The organism is Aeromonas sp. DNRA1 (assembly GCF_963888745.1).
Taxonomy (GTDB): Bacteria; Pseudomonadota; Gammaproteobacteria; order Enterobacterales; family Aeromonadaceae; genus Aeromonas; species Aeromonas hydrophila.
The window spans coordinates 498,157-517,393 of sequence record NZ_CAWPKQ010000002.1; the positions used below are offsets into that span (position 1 = coordinate 498,157).

Genomic DNA, 19,237 nt, shown 5'->3' on the forward strand with positions numbered 1-19,237 from the left:
CCATAAGGAGTGAAGATGAGTCAGCATCCCCTTCGTGCTCTTATCGAGACCTGCGACGCCGCCATCTCCCGGCGCGATTTCGACGCCCTGATGGCCTTCTACGCCGAGGACGCCGCCCTGGTGGTCAAGCCCGGCATGGTGGTGCGCGGCATTCCCGACATCCGCCGTGCCTTCACTGCCATCTCGGATTACTTTCAGGGGCAGCTCAAGGTGGAGCAGGGGGTAATGGAGGTGATCGAGGGGGCCGACAATGCGCTGGTGATCATGGAGACCCGGCTCAATTACCCGGATGGTCAGGGGGGCCTGACTGATGAAACCCGCCGCGCCACCTATGTGTTTCGCAAAGAAGCCGATGGGCAGTGGCGCTGCACCATAGACAACTCCTATGGCACTGCGCTGCTGGCAGCGGTGGGCCCTGCGCCTTCTGCCTGAACGCTCCCTGGGGCTATCCCAGAGTGGGGGCTGCTACAAGCCCCCGAATGGCAGGCAATCAATAAACTGCTGATATAGAAATACTTGTTAGACATTGCTGTCGTGCGGCACCGATTTGATGCAGGTTTTCCCCGCCATCATTGCAGCGTGCAGAAGAATAAAAAACATGGGAAAAAGCCGGTAATGGAGAGTCCCTTGACCAGCCGGTCGGTGGCTGTTAATCAGGGTGCTGCATGAAGCCATCATGGACGAACAAGGCCGAAACTCCTTTCCGGGGGCGCGGCCGATGGCTGGATAATAACGAATCAGGGAGAAAACCATCATGTGGCCGTACCGAAAAGTCGTAACGCAATCCCTCAAAACCCCTCTGGTCATCGCCAGGGTGCTGGTTTATATCGCACTGTTACTCTTGCTGCCGCTGCCCTTGATCATCTTTTCGGGTTCCCTGGTCGGCGGCGCAATTTTTGTTCCTTACGCTGTCTCTGTGCTGCCTGTCAGCATAGGGCTGATCATCATCTCCGGTTTTATGGCCATCCTGATCGCCAGGGTGGAGGCGCTCAAGAACCGCTGATAGCGAGCACGGCGCAGAGAGTGACTCACCAAACAGGAAACAAAAATCCCCCGATTGCGGGGGATTTTTATTGCTTCGATAACGGGCTGCTTAATTGGCTTTGCCAATCACCTGAGGGCTCGCTTCGCAGAAGTCGTAACCGTCGCAGTACTGCACCTGATAGACATACTCTTTGCCGGGGATCAGAGGATTCTGGTCGCCATTGATGTCGATATAGCGGTCGTCGTTGATGCCTAGTTTGGCCAGTTCGACAAACTTCTGATCTTGCGGCTTGTCGAGTTTCTCGGCGCGGGAGATTCGGGTGTATTTAAGCTGACGGGTCGTGATGGCGCTGTTGTCGGCATTGCTCCAGGCGAGCTGGACTTCGCTGACCAGATCATTGCTGGCCTTGATCCCGGCAGGCTGGTTGAATCTTGGGTACTGCACCTTGATGGTGGAGTTGGCAATGCGCAGTCTAAGGCTGGTCAATGAGTCGAAGGAGGCAATGTTGTTGCCGCACAGCGAGAGATATTTCGGCATCGCCTTGTCATATTTCGGCTGATCCTGCCCATCGTAGAAATGCATCGAGAGCTGGGTATCGCCGCTGGAGTAAGAGGTCGCCCGCTCGATGTTCTTGCGCTGGGACAACATGAAGTTGTCGGGTGAGCTGCTGGCCCCGACGGAGAGGGTCATAAAGGTATAAGAGTCGCTGGTGGAGGGCTGATAGAGATTATTGGTGCCCCGCAGGGAGTAGCTGCGATATTTCGGGTCCGAATACATGTAGGAGTAGAGATCCATGGTACCGGCAGAGGCACCTCCTTCCGCATTGACGCCGGTGTCATTGAAGTTGTGCCCGAACAGCAGGGTGGCGCCTTGCGGGGTATTGAGGCGATACATCTGGCAGCCATCGATGATCTGCTGGTATGTCAGTGTGGCGAAGTGGTGGGCAACAGTCTGCTCGGCCATGGCGGGTGCAGTCAGCATGGTCAGAGCGGCGAAGAAAGCGCGTTTCATATAATCGAATCCCGAATGAAAAAAGAGCGCACATTCTAGATCATGTCATTCGTGAGTTGTGCTCCATATGGGTATTGAACTATCTCTCTAGAGGTGGTTTTCGTACGAGCCTTTATGTCGGCCGGGATTGGCCGACAACAGGATCTGATCCAGATGATGTGTGTTGACCTGCCCGCATACGTCGGGTTAGCCTCTTGGCTCTTCTGATATATGAGTACTTCCTCCGATGCGCATTTAACCTGTCCGCACCCCGCTTTTTGATTCCTCTCCCGCCAGGGAGATCGGGTGCGTCTTACCGTGACAGGTTGATGCTGACTCCTTGTTTGTTTTCCCATTTGTGGACACGTGTCCCTGTCATTTGGCTTGGCTCTTGGCCTGCGGCTCCCGCATTGGCCCACAGGAGTTCAGATGACCCATATCGCATGTCATATCAACGCCTTGCAACTGCCCTTCGGCGCCTGCACTGTGCCCCTTACCTTCACTTTGCCCGCTGCGGGCTGCACCCTGATCGGCCGCAACGGCATCGGCAAGAGCCTGCTGCTGGAATTGCTGGCGGGCCAGCGCCGCGCGGCTTCTGGCAAGATTGAGTGGTTGACCCCCATCAGCTGGTTGTCCCAGTTTGCGCCGGCTCAAGATCATGATGGCGTAGCCAGCGTGGCCGACCTTATCGGCTGGGGCGAGCCGCTGCGGGCCCTTGAGCGCATCGAGCAGGGGAGCTGCGCCCTGGACGATTTCGAGCGGCTGGCTGATCGCTGGAACCTGCGCAGCGATCTTGCCGACCTGCTGGCAGAGGCGGGTCTCAGACTCGATGCCCATACCCCGGTCAGCACCCTGAGCGGCGGCCAGCTCACCCGTTTGCGCCTGCTGGCGCTGTTTGCGAGATCTGCTCACTTTCTGCTGCTCGATGAGCCGGACAACCATCTGGATGCCAGCGGCATCGCGTGGCTGAGCCAGCGATTGGCCAGCCACAGTGGTGGCTATCTGCTGGTAAGTCACGACCGGCGCCTGCTCAATCAGGGGAGCCAGATACTGGAGCTGAGCGAGCAGGGGCTACAGAGCACCAGCCTCTCGTTTGAGGCGTTTTTGGCGCAGCAGACCGAGTTGCAGGCTGCCCGCAGCGCCCGGCTGGCGCAGGCGGAGCGCCGTGAAAAAGCGGCGGCGTGCAGCGTGCAAAAGGTGCGCGAACAGGCGGCCAGACGAGCCAGCCAGGGGCGGCGCGAGCGCGGCTCCCAGGCCAAGATCTTGCTCGATTTCAAAGCGGAACAGGCGGGCAAATCCCTTGGCAAGGTGCTGGATCGCCACCAGCGGGGCCACAGTGCCCAGCTGGAGGCGCGCGCCGAGGCGGCAGCCGCACTGGCGGCAGTGCAGCCGCTTGTCATGCAGTGGCCGGCGGAAAGCGATCGCAAGGGGGCGGCCCAGCCACTGGTGATCACGGCAGCGCGCCACAGGCGCTGGCATGGTCAGCAGGTCGATCTGGTGCTGCAGCGGGGGGCTCGCTGTTTGCTGGCCGGTGGCAACGGCAGCGGCAAGTCGAGCCTGCTGCAGATGCTGCGCGGTGAGCTGGCTCCCGAGGCGGGCAGCTTTCGCATCAATGGTCGGCTGGCGTGTCTTGATCAGGGGCTCAGCCTGATTGCGCGAGACCTCAGCCCGCTCGCCAACCTGCTGGCAGTGGCGCCGATACTTTCCGAGAGCGAGGCAAGAACCCGGCTGGCGGGCATAGCACTGCGCGGCGATCGCGCCCTGATGCCTTGTCATGGTCTGAGCGGTGGCGAGCGGCTAAAACTGGGCCTCTTGATGGTGCTGGCACAACTGCCCGACCTGTTGCTGCTGGACGAGCCGGACAACCATCTGGATCACCCCTCGCGCCAGCTGCTTATTCAGGTGCTGGCCGACTATCCGGGCACTCTGCTGCTGGTCTCCCACGATCCCGACTTTGTAGCCGGGGTGGGGGTTGAAAGGGAGTATTGGTTGGAGGGAGGGGAGAAGCTGACGCTGAAAAGCGTATGAGCCTCTGCACAAGTTCAAGGGGCCGGTGGATGAGAGCCTGGGGCTGGATGTGTCGCTGCCCGGCACGCCGTGCTGCCGCTGCTCTCCCACAACCTGCCGGCGGAGTTTGGCTAGTTAAGAGCCTGCCTGCTGACTTGAGCCTTGGCTGCAAGCTAACCGATAGAAACAAAAATCCCCCGGCAACGGGGGATTCTTGTTTTCTGTATTGGGAAAAATGATTCAAATTCGAGCGGCTGTTTTGTTTAGGTGCTTGCCAGACTATCTGGTCACCTTGCTGCTGCACTCTCACTGTCCCGAGTTTGTGGTGGGGGTTGAAAGTTGGATCAGTATGTTAGAAAAACAAAGGGCGCAAGATGGCGCCCCATTAAATTAAGTTATTGTTTTTTCTTGTTTTTTTTGATCAACTCAACCATTTTGTCTTTGACTTCTTGAGATGTAATAACGCGTGGTTTCTGAAATTTTTCTTTCATCTTAAAGACCTCCGCCATTGTTGTTCTCTGTCCAGACTATACCAATACTCATATGGGCTATCAAATGATAATGCAATATCATTCTGCATTGACAACACCGTCTGGAATATCACTCAAATCTGATTTTTTGTCAATCGCACCGATAGAGTATTCATCTTCAAAATCTTTATTTTTTAGCGAAACATCCTGCTCTGCAGGATCATCATTTACGGCGACGGAAGTTGATAATTCTGCTTGGATTTCCATTTCCTCATCAATGTCATCGTTGGAGTCAGGTACATTTTCTATTACTTCTCGTGAAATGGCTATTTCTACAATTTTTTGTTCTACATCCTCTGGAATAAACTGAAAGATCGGCATGGACGCAGCTACAACTTGCATTAAGTCCTCATTATTGAGATGCGCTACCGCTTCTAGTATTGCATTATCATTCTCAAGTAATATGGCACAACCAAGAGCAAGCCACCAGTTATCCTCAGATGTTGCAGCTTCAACAATATTGGTTAAGCGTTCGTTTTGTATAGTACTAGTCTTTTCGCCTTTTAACCGAGAAAGTAAAGCATCATTAAGATAAATAAATTTCTTATGTTCTTCACTTATTGTCGACTCCATCAATATTTTTAGAATATCTCCAGCAAGATTTAGTTCATCACTGCTCATAGCATCAACAACGGTAGAGATCGCGCGTTTTGCTTCGTTAGCATTAAAGTTTTTTACTAATTTCAACTTAGATATGGCATCGAATATTTCATCATTTGATTTTAAATTTATGGCTGAGCGAAGATATATTAATATTGAGGAGGTGTTCTTACTGTCTTTAGCTAATGACATTTTGCTTAGCTCAAGGGATTTCTTATAATCTTGCTCTTGGTATGCTATCTCCGCTAGCATAGCTTTAGGGAATAAATATGGCTTGTAGGATGAGTTGTAGTCTATGAGTTGTATATCCTCAAGAATATCTTTTAATGTGTTTGATAGGCCTGTTTCAATATTTCCATCAGTGTCACTTTCTTGTAGAAGTCGCTCTAATTTATTTACTACCTCATGAGCTGAGTGGATTTTCTTTACATTGCTTTTTAATATGTTAATGTCTTTCTTTATTATATCATGAATATCCTCTTCTTCCTCTTCATCGCTAATTAACGGGCTTTCATCTAGCTTCTGGGCTAGTGCTACATAAGGGTTTGCCACCTCCTCTTGTAGCGTACAGTCGAGAGCCTGATGAAGTTCTGCCATAAATTCATCAAACCCACTGATTTTAATTAGATGGAATCTTGGAAATCTAGCTAGATTTTTTACTTCTTCAGAAATACCTTGTTCATCACGAATACACCAATATATCCCATGAGGAAAGGCATTGCCTGAGTGTAATAGTGTATTTAGAGTATCCATAATTGAGCGGTCATTACCAGCATATCCGATAACGATCATGCCAAACTCAGAAGCATACTGTCTAAATTTTGAGCGCATGTTATCTTCAAGAGATTCTAGTTCTCGCGCAGTATTTTTAATATTGTCGAAAAGAAAATCTCCATGGAGTTTTATTATCTTAGGCCTGCTTGATGTCAACCGTATGTTTTTTATACTTGAGTCATGTGCACACACAACGGGCCTTAATTTGCTGGAGAATGCGTAGCAAGATTCATTCACTAAATCATCAAAATTTGTTGTGAATATTGTATTGAAGTGTGTCTTTTGTAATAAGTTGGCGAGATATATGTATCCCCAAGATGGTTTTGCATCAACAATACAATTTTCGATATATTCACGTCTTTGTGTTGGTTGATCATAGAGTGCTTCAAATAACTCAGAATACTCATTGTTTTTTTCATGCCATGGGCGAGACCTCAATATATCTCTGGTGTACATTTGGCTATAGGTTTCACGCCACTCATTGATCATATCGCCCGCACTTTTAATTCCACTTGTAATACTTGCACCAGCACCTAGAAAAAGAGTGAAGTTAGGGTGATGATTTTTTGTGGATTTTAAGATGTTTATTAAATGTCCTTGTGGTTTTGACTCTATCATAGTGGGCTCTATATTAAAAAATGAAAATATTAATTTACTATTAATGGTCGAAAATATAGGGTGCTGATACTTGTAATTCTTGAGGAGGATAGAATTTATAAAATTCTACGCTACCGCCCGTGGATTACAGCTTCCAATATGCTCCATTGACCAGCGAGGGCTGAGGCCCATCACTGATGAATAGGCACCGGATGGATATGTTAAGCCAATCGAATCTGGTCTCACCAGTCAAAAATTGACGTAACTATCAGGAATATCTGCGTTTTATGCGCCAGCTCAAAAAATGGCAGAGACAGATAGCGGGATTCCTATGGCCCTTGATTTGATTGGGGTCGGCGAGCATCGCGGGGCCGATGGGGTTGGCTTGCTGTTGAGGCGGAGCTGGCCGGGGAGGATCCCGCTTAGCCAATCGGCGCTATAGTGCGGCTATGGTGCCCTGTGCTCCGTGGCCCTAGCTGGCGAGGTGGGGGATCTGCGGCAACAATCAGCTGTTGCAATCACAGCCATTTGCAACACATCGTCATGCAAATATGACCATGCAAACACATCACCAGATAGAGAGGAGATCTCCCATGAAGCGTACCATTCTGTTCGGCTTGCTCTGCGGCAGCGTGCTGCTGGCCAATCCGGTCTTTGCCAACGATGCAGCCCAGTTGCAGTGCGAGGCGCAGGCCGCAGCCAAAAAGCTTAACGGCGCCGCCAAGACCAGCTTTGTCGGCAAGTGCGTGAAAGATGCCGCTGGCGCCGCGACCGGCGAGTGCGAGAAGGCGGCGGCTGACAAGAAGCTGGCCGGCGCGGCCAAGAACAGCTTTATCCAGAAGTGCGTGAAGACGGGCGCGGCGGTGGATCCGGCGGCCAAGTGCGAGAAGGCGGCGGCCGACAAGAAGCTGGCTGGCGCGGCCAAGAACAGCTTTGTCCAGAAGTGCGTGAAGGATAGCGCCGCCAAGTAAGGCATTTTCTTGTCGGGTGTGTTTGCGGGGGGCCATCAGGCCCCCCGCGCTTTTTGGGCGCAGGGGCGTTATCGCTGAGCGAGTGGCTGGGTGCTGGCGGCAGGGGCAGGGCTGGGTTGGGGTGTGCGGGGGCAGATAAGCGGCGGCGAAGGGGGGCACGCGGGGTGGCCCCGGAGAAGTTGCCGGAACTGGGATCTCGATCGGGGCAACAGGACTTTTGTCCTGCAAGGGGAGGCTAGGCGGGGGCTAGGATGCCCTCATCCACACGAGTCAAACTGGAGCACAACAATAATGACCGCTCATATCAATGCCAACCCGGGCGATTTCGCCGAGACCGTCATCATGCCGGGTGATCCGCTGCGGGCCCGCTATATCGCCGAGACCTTTCTGACCGATGCGCGCGAGGTAACCAATGTGCGCAATATGCTGGGCTACACCGGCTACTACCACGGCCAGCGTATCTCGGTGATGGGCCACGGCATGGGGATCCCCTCCATGGTGCTCTACGCCCACGAGCTGGTGAACGACTTCGGGGTCAAGCGGATCATCCGCATCGGCAGTCTGGGGGCGACCCAGCGCCATGTGCAGATGCGTGACGTCATTCTGGCGCAGGCGGCGGGCACCGACTCCCCCACCAACGCCAAGCGCAGCGCCGGCTACCAGATGGCCACCTCGGCCGACTTCGCCCTGCTGCACAAGGCGTTCACCAAGGCGCAGGAGAAGGCGATTCCGGTCAAGGTGGGCAATATCTTCACCGGCGATCTCTATTACGATCCGGACGAAAACCTCATTCCGGCGCTGGAGAAGTTCGGCGTGCTCGGCATCGACATGGAGGTGGCCGGTCTCTACGGGCTGGCCCATCAGCAGGGGATCGAGGCGCTCGCCATCCTGACGGTCTCCGACCACTGCCTGACCGGTGAAGAGACTAGTGCCTCCGAGCGGCAGCTCTCCTTCAACCAGATGATCGAGCTGGCGCTGCACACCGCGCTGTAAGCGCCACTGTCCCGCCCAACCCTGCACGCACCCTGACCCTTATGAGAGATCCAATATGAACAATAAGCTCTCCCTCACTGCCATCAGCTTCCTGGCCAACTTCGTGATGGCCGGTTTTGCGACCCAGTTCGGCATGCTGATCGACCCTATCGCCGCTAAGTTTGGCGCCGACGTCAATCAGGTGGCCTCCATCTTCTCCCTGCTCAACGGCGGGGCGCTGGCGGGCACCATTGCCGCCTTCTTCCTCATCGAGAAGGTGGGGCTCAAGCGGATGACGCTGATCTGCTACGGCCTGATCGCGCTGGCGGCGGCTTCGCTCCATCTGACCGGCTCGCTCTATGTGGTGATGGTGGCCATGACGGTGATCGGCCTGTGCGGCGGGGTGGGGCTCTGCATTGCGGGGACCCTGGTGGTGAGCGTCTGGCAGGCGCGGATGCAGAGCACCATGCTGGTGGTGCAGGATGCCACCTTCAACGTGGCCGGGGTGGTCTTCCCGCTTATCACTACCTACACCCTGACTCACGCCATGGCGTGGAGCTGGAGCTATCTGGCGGTGGGCGTAGTGGCGCTGGCCACCATGCTGGTGGCGGTGCTGACCAACTTCCGCAGCTGCGAGGCGGGCGGCGAGAGCGCCGGCAACGAGCACTCGGAGTGGAACCTTGGCATCATCAGCGGCGGGTTGGGGCTTTTTCTTGGCATGCTGGCGCTCTACACCTTCCTCACCTGGGCGCCCATGTTTGTGAAGAACAAGTTCGGCATCCCCTTCGAGGAGGCGGGCAATATCATCACCCAGTACTGGACGGCGGCCCTGCTCGGCGCGCTGGTTTCGACCGCCATCGTGACCCGCATTGCGATCCGCACCTTCCTGTTGGTGATCATCACATTGGCGATGGGGATGACGGCGCTTATCGTCACCACCGACAGCCTGAGCCAGCTGCCTTACCTCACCTACGGTTACGGTTTTGTCTGTGCGGCCCTCTACAACGCCTTTATCGCCTACGGGGTGTCGTTTGTACGGCAGGCATCGAGCAAGAACGTCTCCTATATCCTTATCAGCGGCAGCGCGGGGGCCATGTTCAGCCCGGCCATCAGCGCCATGCTCGAGCAGGTGATCGGCTTGCAGGCGGTGATGTACGCCATCCCGCTTATCTACGGCGTGATCCTCGCCATGCTGGTGGCCTCGCTGCGTATGGCCCGGCCGCAGCCTTGTCTGGCCTGAGCGGGGGAGTAAACAGCAAGAGGGGCGGTATAAACCGCCCCTCTTTTTTGTCTTTAACCGACAACTGATACCTGCGACTTATGGCTGTTCCAGAAAGGCCTTGAGCCCCACCAGATCGCGGATCTGCAATCCCTCTTCGCCGCGCTCCACCCATCCTTTATCCATCAGCTCTTTCACCGCCCGCCGGTAGACCCGATCCGTGGTGCCGAAACGTTCCGCCTCCTGATACCCCTTGCGAAAGCCGCTCACCGGGTTGTGGTGGCAGTGGCTGTGATAGAGGTCGAGGGCGATGTTGTAGCTGATGGGGTAGAGCATGCGGCAGGTGAAGATATCCACCGTGTCCTGATAGTCGATGGCAATGGCGGTGGCAAAGAAGAGCGCCACCTTGGGATGGGCGACCAGCGCCTGCTCCAGCTGCTCGCCGTCGATGCGGGCCACTTCCAGCGGCTCCTCGGCGATGATGTCGAGCTGGCAGCGGTAGCCGGTGAAGAACTCCATCTCGCCAAACAGCTGGTTGTCGCACTCCAGGGTGCCGAGCTGAAAGCGGCGGCCATTCATGGCGGTGTGGCCCATGGCGATACGGCCGCTCTTGACCAGCACCAGATCCCGCAGCGGTTCGCCCTGGCGCATCAGGGGCTCCCCCTCGGGGATCAGGCGCCGCTCCGTGATGCAGGAGCTGACCACCTGTTCGATGAGATCGTGGCCGGCTTGCCAGTGGGGCTGAAAGCGCCCCTTGAGAAGGGGTTTGAGTTGCATGGGGTTCCGGGTCGTCGCCAAACACAAACGGCTATTACACACCCTGCCGCTGGCAGACTCCAGCCCGAAGGCGCTGAGGGCCGGCGTGAGGATGCGAGGGTGTGACGGAGATCGGGCTGGCAGGACTGGGGGGATGCAGCTGGAGCGGATAGGGCGGGAGCACAGCCCCGCGCCATCCGGCCCAGATAATCAGGCCGGGCTCAGCGCGCCGGCGCCGTTTTGCTCAAGGCTGGCCAGAGCCGTGCGCAGCCGGGTCAGGCCGATGGGCTTGTAGAGGCACTCGTCCATGCCGGCGGCCAGACAGCGCTCCCGCTCGCGCGCGGTGGCGTGGGCGGTAAAGCCCCAGATTGGCAGGGTGTGGCCGCGGGCTCGCAGGCGGCGGGTCAGCTCGAAGCCATCCATCAGCGGCATCTGGCAGTCGGTGATGATGAGCTCGAAGTCCTGATTCTGGATGGCCCGCAGCGCCTCGGCGCCGTTGCCGCGCACGCTCACCTCGTGGCCCAGGTGCTTGAGCTGCTGGCGCAGCAGCACCTGGTTGGCGTGGTTGTCATCCACCACCAGCACCCGCAGCCGGCCGGAGGCGGCAGGGGGGGATGGCCGCTTGGGCGAGGGCACCGTGGCCGACGTGGCATCGAGCGGCGCAGGCAAGGGTTCGCACGCAGGCTCTAGCTCTGGCGCTGGCGCCAGCGGGGTGAGTGGCAGTCGGATCCTGAGCTCGGTACCGGCACCAAGCTCGCTGCTGACCGCTATCTTGCCCCCCATCAGCTGGCACAGCATGCGGGCGATGTTGAGGCCAAGACCCGTGCCGGCGAACTGGTACGGGTCGTGGGCGCGGTAGAAGGGGTTGAACAGCCCGGGCAGCTTGTCGGGGGCGATGCCCACCCCGCTGTCGCGGATAAGCAGGTGCAACTGGGGTTGCTCCGCACTCCCCACTAGGCTGGCCTGCAGGCTCACTTCCCCCCGCTCGGTGAACTTGATGGCGTTGCCGAGCAGGTTGAAGACGATCTGGCGCAGGCGCGGCCCGTCGATCAGCACCCGCGGCAGGGGATCCAGCTCGACCCGGTAGCTGAGCCCCTTCTGCTCGGCCATGCCTGCAAAGGCGCGGGCCACAGATTGCAGCAGCGGCGCCAGCTCGCACGGCTCGGGGGCCAGGGTCAGCTGGCCCGACTCGATGCTGGAGATGTCCAGCACGTCGCCGATGAGATCCAGCAGGCCGTTGGCGGATTCGGAGGCGATGCGCAGCTGCTCGCCGGTATAGGGGGCGAGGGCGGGATCCTGGCTCGCCAGCTCCAGCATGCCGAGGATGGCGTTCATGGGGGTGCGTATCTCGTGGCTCATGGTGGCCAGAAAGTCGCTCTTGGCGCGGCTGGCGCGGTCGGCCTGCTCCTTGGCGCGGCGCAGTGCCTCCTCCATGGTCTTGCGCTCGGTGATGTCGATCCAGCCGTTGATCACCCCGCTGATGGCGCCGCGGTAGTCAAAGTAGGGCACCATCCAGTGGTAGACGAACTGGCGCGGGCCGCGCTGGCTGAAGATGCGATCCGACAAGATGGGGCTGCCGCTTTGCAGCACCTGCTGAAAATCCTGCTCCAGGGTGGTGATGGCCTCGGCGCCCAGCAGCCCCTTGAGCCCCTCGGCAAACGAGGTGCCGAGCACCCGCTCGATGGGGGCGTTGAGGATGGCCAGGTACTTGCTGTTGCAGAGGATCACCTTGCCGCGCTTGTCGCGCACGACGATGGGGTGGGGCAGGCTCTCGCCGAGCGCCTCGATGAAGCGCACGTGCTCCTCCAGCTGGCGGCGGGAGGCCTGCTCCGAGCGGGCCAGCCGGTTGAGCATGCGGTTGCGATAGAGCAGCAGCAGGGCGATGGCGAACAGGCCGGCCAGCAGCAGGTAGAAGTAGGGGGCGTTGCGCTCCATGAAAGTGGGCGCTGGCAGTTTGCGGTTGCGCCACTGGTAGCTCATGGTGGCCAGCTCGTTGGGGGCGATGGAGAGGATGGTCTTGTCGATGACATCGATCAGCATCCGGTTGCCGGGCAGGCTGGCAAAGCCCATCCGGATGGGCTGGTTGTCGGCGGGGCCGGCGATGCGGATCTGGCTGAGCTGGCCGCACTCCACCGCATGCTGGGCAAAATAGAGCGGCACGATGGCGGCGTCGAGCCGGCCGTCGTCGACCGCCGCCATCGCCTCGTCGGCGCTCTCCAGATAGCTCACCCGGCTGTTGTCGAGGCGCCGGGCGATGGGGTTGTAGTGGGTGCTGCCCACCCGCTTGCCGGCGAGCTGTGCCAGATTGCCGCTCAAGGCATCCCCCTTGCGGGCCACCAGCACATAGATGTCGTCGGTGGCATAGGGCAGGGAGGGGCGCAGCCGGTAGCTCTCGGCCACCGGGCGGGAGATGGCACCGATGAGATCCAGCTCGCCCCTGAGCAGGGCCTCGTTGCGCGCGAGCTCCGAGCCATAACTGACGAACTCGAAGCGCAGGCCGGAGCGCCGGCTGATCTTCTCCAGCATCTCCACCGACATGCCGGTGAGCTGGTTGTCGTAGTCGCGCACCCCGTAGGGGTAGAGATCGTCCATCAACCACACCCTGACTGGGCCGGCCGTTGCCAGCCAGGCGCGCTCCTCTGCGCTGTAGAGCTCGCTGGGGCGCTCGACGATGTCGCGGATGGGGCCGTTCCACTGGCTGAAGATGAGGCTGTGGGTAATGTCGCTCACCCCCGCCAGGGCGTGATTGAGCAGTGCCAGCAGCCGGGGGCTGTCGGACGAAACCGCAAAGCGAAAGCCGTCTGCCGCGATGGCGGGTTGCGCCTGGCTGCGCTGCCGGATCTTGTCGAAGCGCTCGCTGTTGAGGTAGTGCAGGGAGTGGGGGTCGCTTAGCAGCAGCGGCTCGCGACCGAAGAAGACCGCATCGAAGGCCGCCACGTTGGAGGGGTAGTTGACCAGCACCAGATCCGGGTAGTAGCGCTTGAAGGCGGCCTCGTCCACATAGCCCTGCACGGTGGCGACCCGCTGGCCCGGCAGCAGCAGCGGGCCCTGTTCGGCGGCGAGCGCCGAGAAGACGGGGGCACTGCTGAAATAGCGCTGGCTGAGGGCAATGCCCGTCTGGTCGGGGCCGCTCAGGCTGAGGTTGCCGAGATTGACGAGGTCAAGCTCCCCCGCCCGCAGCGCCGCCAGTGCGCTGCGCTTGTCGTCGAACACCCGCAGTTCGACCGGCTTTTGCAGGGTCTTGGCGACGATGTCGAGATAGTCGGCGGAGATCCCCTCGAAGTGCTCGTCCGGCCCGGTCATGGCGAACGGGCGGTAGTCGTGGCGCAGCACGCCGACGCGCAGCAGCTGGTGCCGGGCCAGCCACTGCTGTTCGGCCGCCTGTGTGGGGGCCGGGCTGCTCTGCAGGTAGTGACGGCTGTGCAGGGTGAGCGCCTGGGCGCAGAGGGGGAACAGCAGGCAGAGCAGCAGCAGGGGTCGAATAAGGTTCATTGCCGGCTTGTGCCCCTCCCGCTGGTCAGATGGTGATCGAAAGCGGCGATTCTACCGAAGAGCGGCGGACAATGAACCTCTATTCAGCAGTTTGTCAGTGTCGACGCCATAAAAAATGGCGGGAAGCGACCCGCCATCTTGCGCTGTCTGGCACTGCCAGGGCTCAACCGAAGCGGTAGGAACCCATGTAGAGGCTGCCGCCATCCCAGCTGTCGTGCAGCTTGACCGGCTTGTCCTGGCCGGCGGCACCGAGTGCCACAAACAGCGGGCGCAGGTGATCGTCGTGGGGATGGGATTCCACCGCCCCCGGCGCCCGTGCCCGGTAATCTTCCAGCGCGGTCCGATCGCCCTCGCTCATGGTCAGCTCCAGCCAGTTGACGAAGCTGCGGGCCCAGCCCGGCACCGGCGAGTTTTCCGGTCCCAGTGCCCGCAGATTGTGGGTGATGGCACCGGAGGCCAGGATGCCGATCCCCTGGGCGCGCAGCTGCTGCAGCGCCTCCCCCAGTTGCCACAGCTGGCGCGGGGTGAAGCTGGCCGGGATGGAGAGCTGCACCAGCGGGACGCTGCTGGCGGGATCCATCAGCGAGAGCGGCGACCAGACCCCGTGATCCAGCTCGCGGCGCACCGGCTCGGCGGGCAGGCCCGCCAGCAGCAGCTGATCGCTCACCGCCTCCTGCAGCCAGAGCGGGCTGCTGGCCGGCCAGCGGATGTGGTAGAGCGGCTCGGGGAAGCCGTAGAAGTCGTACATCAAAGCCGGATTGGGCTCGACGTTGATCTGCAGCTCGCTGCGAGTAAACCAGTGGGCCGAGATGACCACCAGCCCCTTGAGATCGCCAAGGCGCAGATTTTTGAGGAAATGGGTCGCCGGCTGGTCGCGCAGAACCAGATCCGGGGCGCCATGGGAGATGAACCAGACGGGGGCGATAGACATGACAGACTCCATATGCGTTGTATTGGTGCGCGGCGCACCGAAAACTGTGGGCCAGGGCGACATGCCACTGACGATATGGTCATTATCTGCCCCGAAATGTTAGTTAACAATCTAGCTTTATGGATAAGCACTGTTCACTATTGGTTGATAGTGAAGGGGGGGAAGGAGGGGAGGTTTACCTATGACAAGGCCGGCGCAGTGGCCGGCCTTGGGGGATCAAACAGGCGACAGGCCTGCTATCAACAACTTACTGAATACCCAGCAGTTCCACGTCAAAGATCAGCACGGGCGCTGGGTGGGATCTGACCGGTTTACTGAATACCCAGCAGTTCCACGTCGAAGATCAATACAGAGCCCGGCGGGATCTTGCCGGCGGCGCGATCGCCGTAGGCAAGGTTGGCGGGGATGTAGAAGCGGGTCTTCTCCCCTTCCACCATCAGCTGCACCCCTTCGGTCCAGCCGGCGATCACCTGATTGAGGCCAAACTCGATGGGCTCGCCGCGGGCGACCGAGCTGTCGAAGACGGTGCCATCCAGCAGCTTGCCCTCGTAGTGCACCTTCACCTTGCTGGTGGCGGTGGGGTGAATTGTGCCGGTGCCCGGGGTCAGCACTTCATACTGCAGGCCGGAGGCGGTGGTGGTCACCAGGGGTTTTTCCTTGTTGGCGGCGAGGAACTCGGCGCCCTTGCGCACGTTTTCCACGGCCTGCTTCTTGTTGTTGCTGCTCGAGTAGAAGTAGTAGGCGACGCCAGCAACCAGCAGCGCGATCAAAACGAATTTCATCGGGTATCCCTATGTCGTGAAATGCCGAGAGGGCAGTGAGAGCGGCATCTTATCCCAGCCGGGGGGCGAGGGCGAGCCGGCGGGCGGCAAGATGTGACTGGACGGGCAAAGCCAGAGTTAGAGCCAGAGCCGAGGGACGCAGCGCATCCCCCGGCCCCCATCGTTACTTGGCGGCCACCATCATCAGGGCGGGCAGGGCGAAGAAGAGGCCTGCCACGTAACCGAGCGCCAGCAGCTTGTTCTCGCTGCCGACCCGGGCCAGCCCCTCGGCCGCCTTGACCGGCAGCTCGCGCAGGAAGGGCACCCCGTAGATGAGCACCACGGCGAACAGGTTGAACAGCACGTGCACCAGGGCGATGGTCAGCGCCAGCTTGGCCCCGGCGCCGCTGATGGCGGTGGCGGCCAGCAGGGCGGTGATGGTGGTGCCGATGTTGGCGCCCAGGGTGAAGGGGTAGAGCTGACGGGTGCTGAACACGCCGCCGCCGGCCAGCGGGATCATCAGGCTGGTGGTGGTGGAGGAGGACTGCACCATCACGGTGACCAGGGTGCCGGAGGCGATGCCGGTCAGCGGGCCGCGGCCCAGCGCCCGGTGCAACAGATCCCTGGCACGGCCTACCAGCACCCGCTGCAGCACCTTGCCGAGCCAGGTGACGCAGCCGAGGATCAGCAGGATGCCGATGCAGATGGTGGCGATGGCGGGCCCTTTGCCCGGCAGGAAGGCCACCAGGCCGTCGATGAACGTGAGGGCCGGAGAGAGCAGCGGCTTCATGAAGTCCATCCCCTGCATCGACATGTCGGCGGAGCCCGCCAGCAGGTCGGCCAGCGCCTCGGCACTCTTTTGCAGCAGGCCGAACATCAGTTCCAGCGGCAGGAAGATGAACACCGCCAGCAGGTTGAAGAAGTCGTGCACGGTAGCGGCGGCAAAGGCGCGGCGAAACTCGCCCCGATCCCGGATATGACCGAGGGAGACAATGGTGTTGGTGATGGTGGTGCCAAGGTTGGCGCCCATCACCATGGGGATGGCCATGCCGATAGGCAGGCCGCCGGCCACCAGGCCGACGATGACCGAGGTCACCGTGCTGGAGGATTGCACCAGGGCGGTGGCCAGGATGCCGAGCAGCAGAGCGACGAAGGGGTTGTTGGCGAAGGCGAAGATCTGGGCCGCGCCCTCGGCGCCGCCGGAGAAGCCCTTGAAGCCGTGGGAGACGGCGCCGACGGCAACCAGGATCAGGTAGATCAGAGTGATGACAGCGAGCCAGTTGAACAGTGGGCCGGTACGACGGGTCTGCTGTTGTGCAAAAGATGGTGTGCTGTGCATGAAGCCTCTTGGGACAGTCTGCGTGAAAATGGACGGGCGCATTAGACCAAGGCTCCATGACAGAAATATGACAAAGTGACACTTTTGTGATGCTTTGATGACATGGATGGCGGGGCTCATTGGACAGGAGGTGTCGGAGCTGGCCGGGATCCCGGCCGGTTTGGCCGCAGATCCCCCGCGCGGCTTGCAGCCGGGAGTCAGGGGGCTATGCTGCCCCCTTTCCTTCCCTCAACGAGAGTGATGTTGTTATGCGTGCATGGGTGCTGTGTCTGTCCCTGGGTCTGCTGTCTGCCGGTGCGCAGGCGAGCGTGTTCAAATCCGAGTGCAACCTCGACAAGGCGGTGAAGAACGAGGCGCTCAACGCGACCCTGGGGGTCAAGGGCAACTGCGATACCGACAAGCTGGTGCGCCAGCAGAAAGAGAAGGCCAAGGCCGAGGTGAAGAAGCACACCACGGATGCGCTGGACCAGAAAACTGCCGGCCTCAAAGAGGGCAAGAGCCAGCTGCAGGGGACCCAGCAGAAGGTCAATCAGGCCGGTCAGCAGCTCAAGCAGACCCAGCAGGATGTGAAGGCGGTGGCCAAGGATCCGCTCAAGGCGGCCGCCACCGCGGTGATCAATCAGGGCTGATTTGCCAGCCTGCTTTGGGCGGGGCCGCGAGCGCGGCGTGCACAGCAAGAAGGGGAGCCATGGCTCCCCTTCTGCATTTGTGCGTCTGCTCGTCGCCCTTACTGGGAGTCGGCCGCCTCTTCGTACTGACGGAAGGGGATGCGGAACACCGCGAGGCGCAGGAACAGGTAGGTGACGCCAAGGCCGGCCCAGATCAGGCCCAGCTCCAGCGAGCTCTGCTCCAGGTTGATCCAGAGCGCGCCTATGGTGGCGGCGCCCAGCAGTGGCAGCACCAGGAACAGCAGGTGTTCCTTGAGGCTCTTGTTGCGCTTCTCGCGTACCCAGAACTGGCCGATGACCGACAGGTTGACGAAGGTGAAAGCCACCAGGGCACCGAAGTTCACCAGCGCCAGCGCCATGTCCAGATCGAACGATACCGCGGAGAGCGCCAGGGCGCCCACCATCAGCACGTTGATGGCCGGGGTGCGGAATTTCGGGTGGATGTAGCCGAATACCCGCTCCGGGATCATCCGATCGCGCCCCATCACGTAGAGGATGCGCGACACGCCGGCGTGGGCAGCCATGCCGGAGGCCAGTACGGCTACCGTGGTGCACACCAGCACCACGCTCTGGAACAGGGTGCCGCCGACGTAGAGGGCGATCTCCGGCAGCACGGCGTCCGGCTCCTTGAAGCGGGCCAGATCCGGGAAGTAGAGCTGCAGGAAGTAGGAGACGGCCACGAAGATGATGCCGCCGATCAGCGCGGTCAGCACGATGGCGCGCGGGATCACCTTGCCGGCGTTGGGGGTCTCTTCGGAGAGCGAGCTCAAGCCGTCAAAGCCCAGGAACGAGAAGCAGAGGATGGTGGCGCCGGTAAACAGCGGCACCATGCCGGCCGACTCGAAGTGGAACGGCCGGCTGCTCAGCAGGGTCGCCGCCCCTTCACCGTGATAGATGCCCCAGCCCATCAGGCCGAGGAAGACGGTGATGATGGCGAGCTGGATGAAGACGATGACGCCGTTGAAGTTGGCCACCAGGTTGATGCCGCGCAGGTTGAGGAAGGTCATCACGGTCACCAGACCGAAGATGAAGATCCAGGGCTCGACGCCGGGGAACATGGCGGTCAGGTAGATCTTGGCCAGCAGGATGTTGATCATCGGCATGAACATGTAGTCGAGCAGGGAGGACCAGCCGACCATGAAACCGATGTAGGGGTTGAACACCTTCTGGGCATAGGTATAAGCCGAGCCCGCGGAGGGGAAGCGGCGCACCAGATGGCCGTAGCTGAAGGCGGTCAGCAGGATGCCGCCGAGCGCCAGCAGATAGGCTGTGGCGACGCGGCCTTCGGTAATGTCACCGACGATGGCAAAGGTATCGAATACCGCCATGGGTGTGAGGTAAGCCAGACCCATCACCACTACCTGGAAGAGGGTGAGCGTCTTGAGCAGCTTGGCACCGGCCATCACGCTTTCTCCTCTGCGATCGCCAGGTCGGCGAAGGGGGACGGGATCAGGGACGCAGCGCGTCGCTGGACACAGGGGACGCCGGTCTGCAGCACAGACGGGTGGCGTACGCCGGCGGGCACCGGCAGGAAAGCAGTGAAATGCCCCATGTTTTTCCTCACAACGTCGGGAGATTGCCTGGCAATCTCGATATCAATTCCGGTACAAAGTCCGGCCTCTTGGTGAATGTGGTTTTCCCCTAA

Annotated in this window: 16 protein-coding genes; 7 read left to right on the forward strand and 9 right to left on the reverse strand. The window is 59.7% G+C overall.

Going from position 1 to position 19,237, the window contains the following annotated elements:
* Window positions 1–15: 15 nt before the first annotated feature.
* Entirely contained in the window at window positions 16–432 is a 417-nt protein-coding gene (locus AACQ43_RS08315; RefSeq protein ID WP_168966941.1) for a YybH family protein, read from the forward strand.
* A gap of 322 nt (window positions 433–754) precedes the next feature.
* Window positions 755–1,003, forward strand: a complete 249-nt coding sequence (locus tag AACQ43_RS08320) for a hypothetical protein (protein WP_101150212.1) — start codon at window positions 755–757, stop codon at window positions 1,001–1,003.
* 90 nt (window positions 1,004–1,093) lie between these two features.
* Here AACQ43_RS08320 and AACQ43_RS08325 read toward each other — a convergent pair whose 3' ends face one another.
* On the reverse strand, window positions 1,094–1,996 hold the full coding sequence (locus AACQ43_RS08325; RefSeq protein ID WP_076360184.1) for a hypothetical protein: 903 nt from the start codon (window positions 1,994–1,996) through the stop codon (window positions 1,094–1,096).
* 408 nt (window positions 1,997–2,404) lie between these two features.
* Between AACQ43_RS08325 and AACQ43_RS08330 the strand changes: the two genes are divergently transcribed.
* Window positions 2,405–4,003 (forward strand): ATP-binding cassette domain-containing protein, encoded by a 1,599-nt coding sequence (locus AACQ43_RS08330; protein WP_168966943.1) that lies wholly within the window; start codon window positions 2,405–2,407, stop codon window positions 4,001–4,003.
* 548 nt (window positions 4,004–4,551) lie between these two features.
* Here the strand turns inward: AACQ43_RS08330 and AACQ43_RS08335 are convergent.
* Window positions 4,552–6,504: an SIR2 family protein gene (locus AACQ43_RS08335; RefSeq protein ID WP_168966945.1), complete on the reverse strand. Its 1,953-nt coding sequence runs from the start codon at window positions 6,502–6,504 to the stop codon at window positions 4,552–4,554.
* A gap of 572 nt (window positions 6,505–7,076) precedes the next feature.
* On the opposite strand from AACQ43_RS08335, the gene AACQ43_RS08340 reads away from it, so the two are divergent.
* The 3 genes from AACQ43_RS08340 (at window position 7,077) to tsgA (ending at window position 9,666) form a co-directional block, all read left to right on the forward strand.
* Entirely contained in the window at window positions 7,077–7,454 is a 378-nt protein-coding gene (locus AACQ43_RS08340; RefSeq protein ID WP_005338113.1) for a hypothetical protein, read from the forward strand.
* 291 nt (window positions 7,455–7,745) lie between these two features.
* Window positions 7,746–8,447: a purine-nucleoside phosphorylase gene (gene deoD, locus AACQ43_RS08345; RefSeq protein ID WP_168966947.1), complete on the forward strand. Its 702-nt coding sequence runs from the start codon at window positions 7,746–7,748 to the stop codon at window positions 8,445–8,447.
* Window positions 8,448–8,502: 55 nt separating this feature from the next.
* Window positions 8,503–9,666, forward strand: a complete 1,164-nt coding sequence (gene tsgA / locus AACQ43_RS08350; protein ID WP_168966949.1) for an MFS transporter TsgA — start codon at window positions 8,503–8,505, stop codon at window positions 9,664–9,666.
* 78 nt (window positions 9,667–9,744) lie between these two features.
* On the opposite strand, the gene AACQ43_RS08355 is transcribed toward tsgA, so the two are convergent.
* From AACQ43_RS08355 to AACQ43_RS08375, 5 genes are all read right to left on the reverse strand, one after another.
* A complete protein-coding gene (locus tag AACQ43_RS08355; RefSeq protein ID WP_168966951.1) occupies window positions 9,745–10,422 on the reverse strand; it encodes a Crp/Fnr family transcriptional regulator in 678 nt (225 codons plus the stop codon).
* Between the two features lie 189 nt (window positions 10,423–10,611).
* Window positions 10,612–13,893 carry a response regulator gene (locus tag AACQ43_RS08360; RefSeq protein WP_168966952.1) on the reverse strand — a complete coding sequence of 1,094 codons (3,282 nt, stop codon included), beginning with the start codon at window positions 13,891–13,893 and terminating at the stop codon, window positions 10,612–10,614.
* 163 nt (window positions 13,894–14,056) lie between these two features.
* The gene (locus AACQ43_RS08365; RefSeq protein ID WP_011706806.1) at window positions 14,057–14,824 is read right to left on the reverse strand and encodes a DODA-type extradiol aromatic ring-opening family dioxygenase; all 768 of its coding nucleotides are present in this window, start codon (window positions 14,822–14,824) and stop codon (window positions 14,057–14,059) included.
* Window positions 14,825–15,135: 311 nt separating this feature from the next.
* Window positions 15,136–15,606, reverse strand: coding sequence for an FKBP-type peptidyl-prolyl cis-trans isomerase (locus AACQ43_RS08370; protein ID WP_076360166.1), 471 nt, complete (start codon window positions 15,604–15,606; stop codon window positions 15,136–15,138).
* A gap of 163 nt (window positions 15,607–15,769) precedes the next feature.
* On the reverse strand, window positions 15,770–16,924 hold the full coding sequence (locus tag AACQ43_RS08375; protein WP_041218483.1) for a sodium:phosphate symporter: 1,155 nt from the start codon (window positions 16,922–16,924) through the stop codon (window positions 15,770–15,772).
* A gap of 248 nt (window positions 16,925–17,172) precedes the next feature.
* Between AACQ43_RS08375 and AACQ43_RS08380 the strand changes: the two genes are divergently transcribed.
* A complete protein-coding gene (locus AACQ43_RS08380) occupies window positions 17,173–17,553 on the forward strand; it encodes a hypothetical protein (protein ID WP_026080453.1) in 381 nt (126 codons plus the stop codon).
* 98 nt (window positions 17,554–17,651) lie between these two features.
* On the opposite strand, the gene AACQ43_RS08385 is transcribed toward AACQ43_RS08380, so the two are convergent.
* Both AACQ43_RS08385 and AACQ43_RS08390 read right to left on the reverse strand, forming a co-directional pair.
* Window positions 17,652–18,995, reverse strand: a complete 1,344-nt coding sequence (locus AACQ43_RS08385) for an APC family permease (RefSeq protein WP_041218484.1) — start codon at window positions 18,993–18,995, stop codon at window positions 17,652–17,654.
* The gene (locus AACQ43_RS08390) at window positions 18,995–19,144 is read right to left on the reverse strand and encodes a hypothetical protein (protein ID WP_162901840.1); all 150 of its coding nucleotides are present in this window, start codon (window positions 19,142–19,144) and stop codon (window positions 18,995–18,997) included. The genes AACQ43_RS08385 and AACQ43_RS08390 overlap by 1 nt, the downstream gene beginning before the upstream one ends.
* Between the last annotated feature and the right edge of the window lie 93 nt (window positions 19,145–19,237).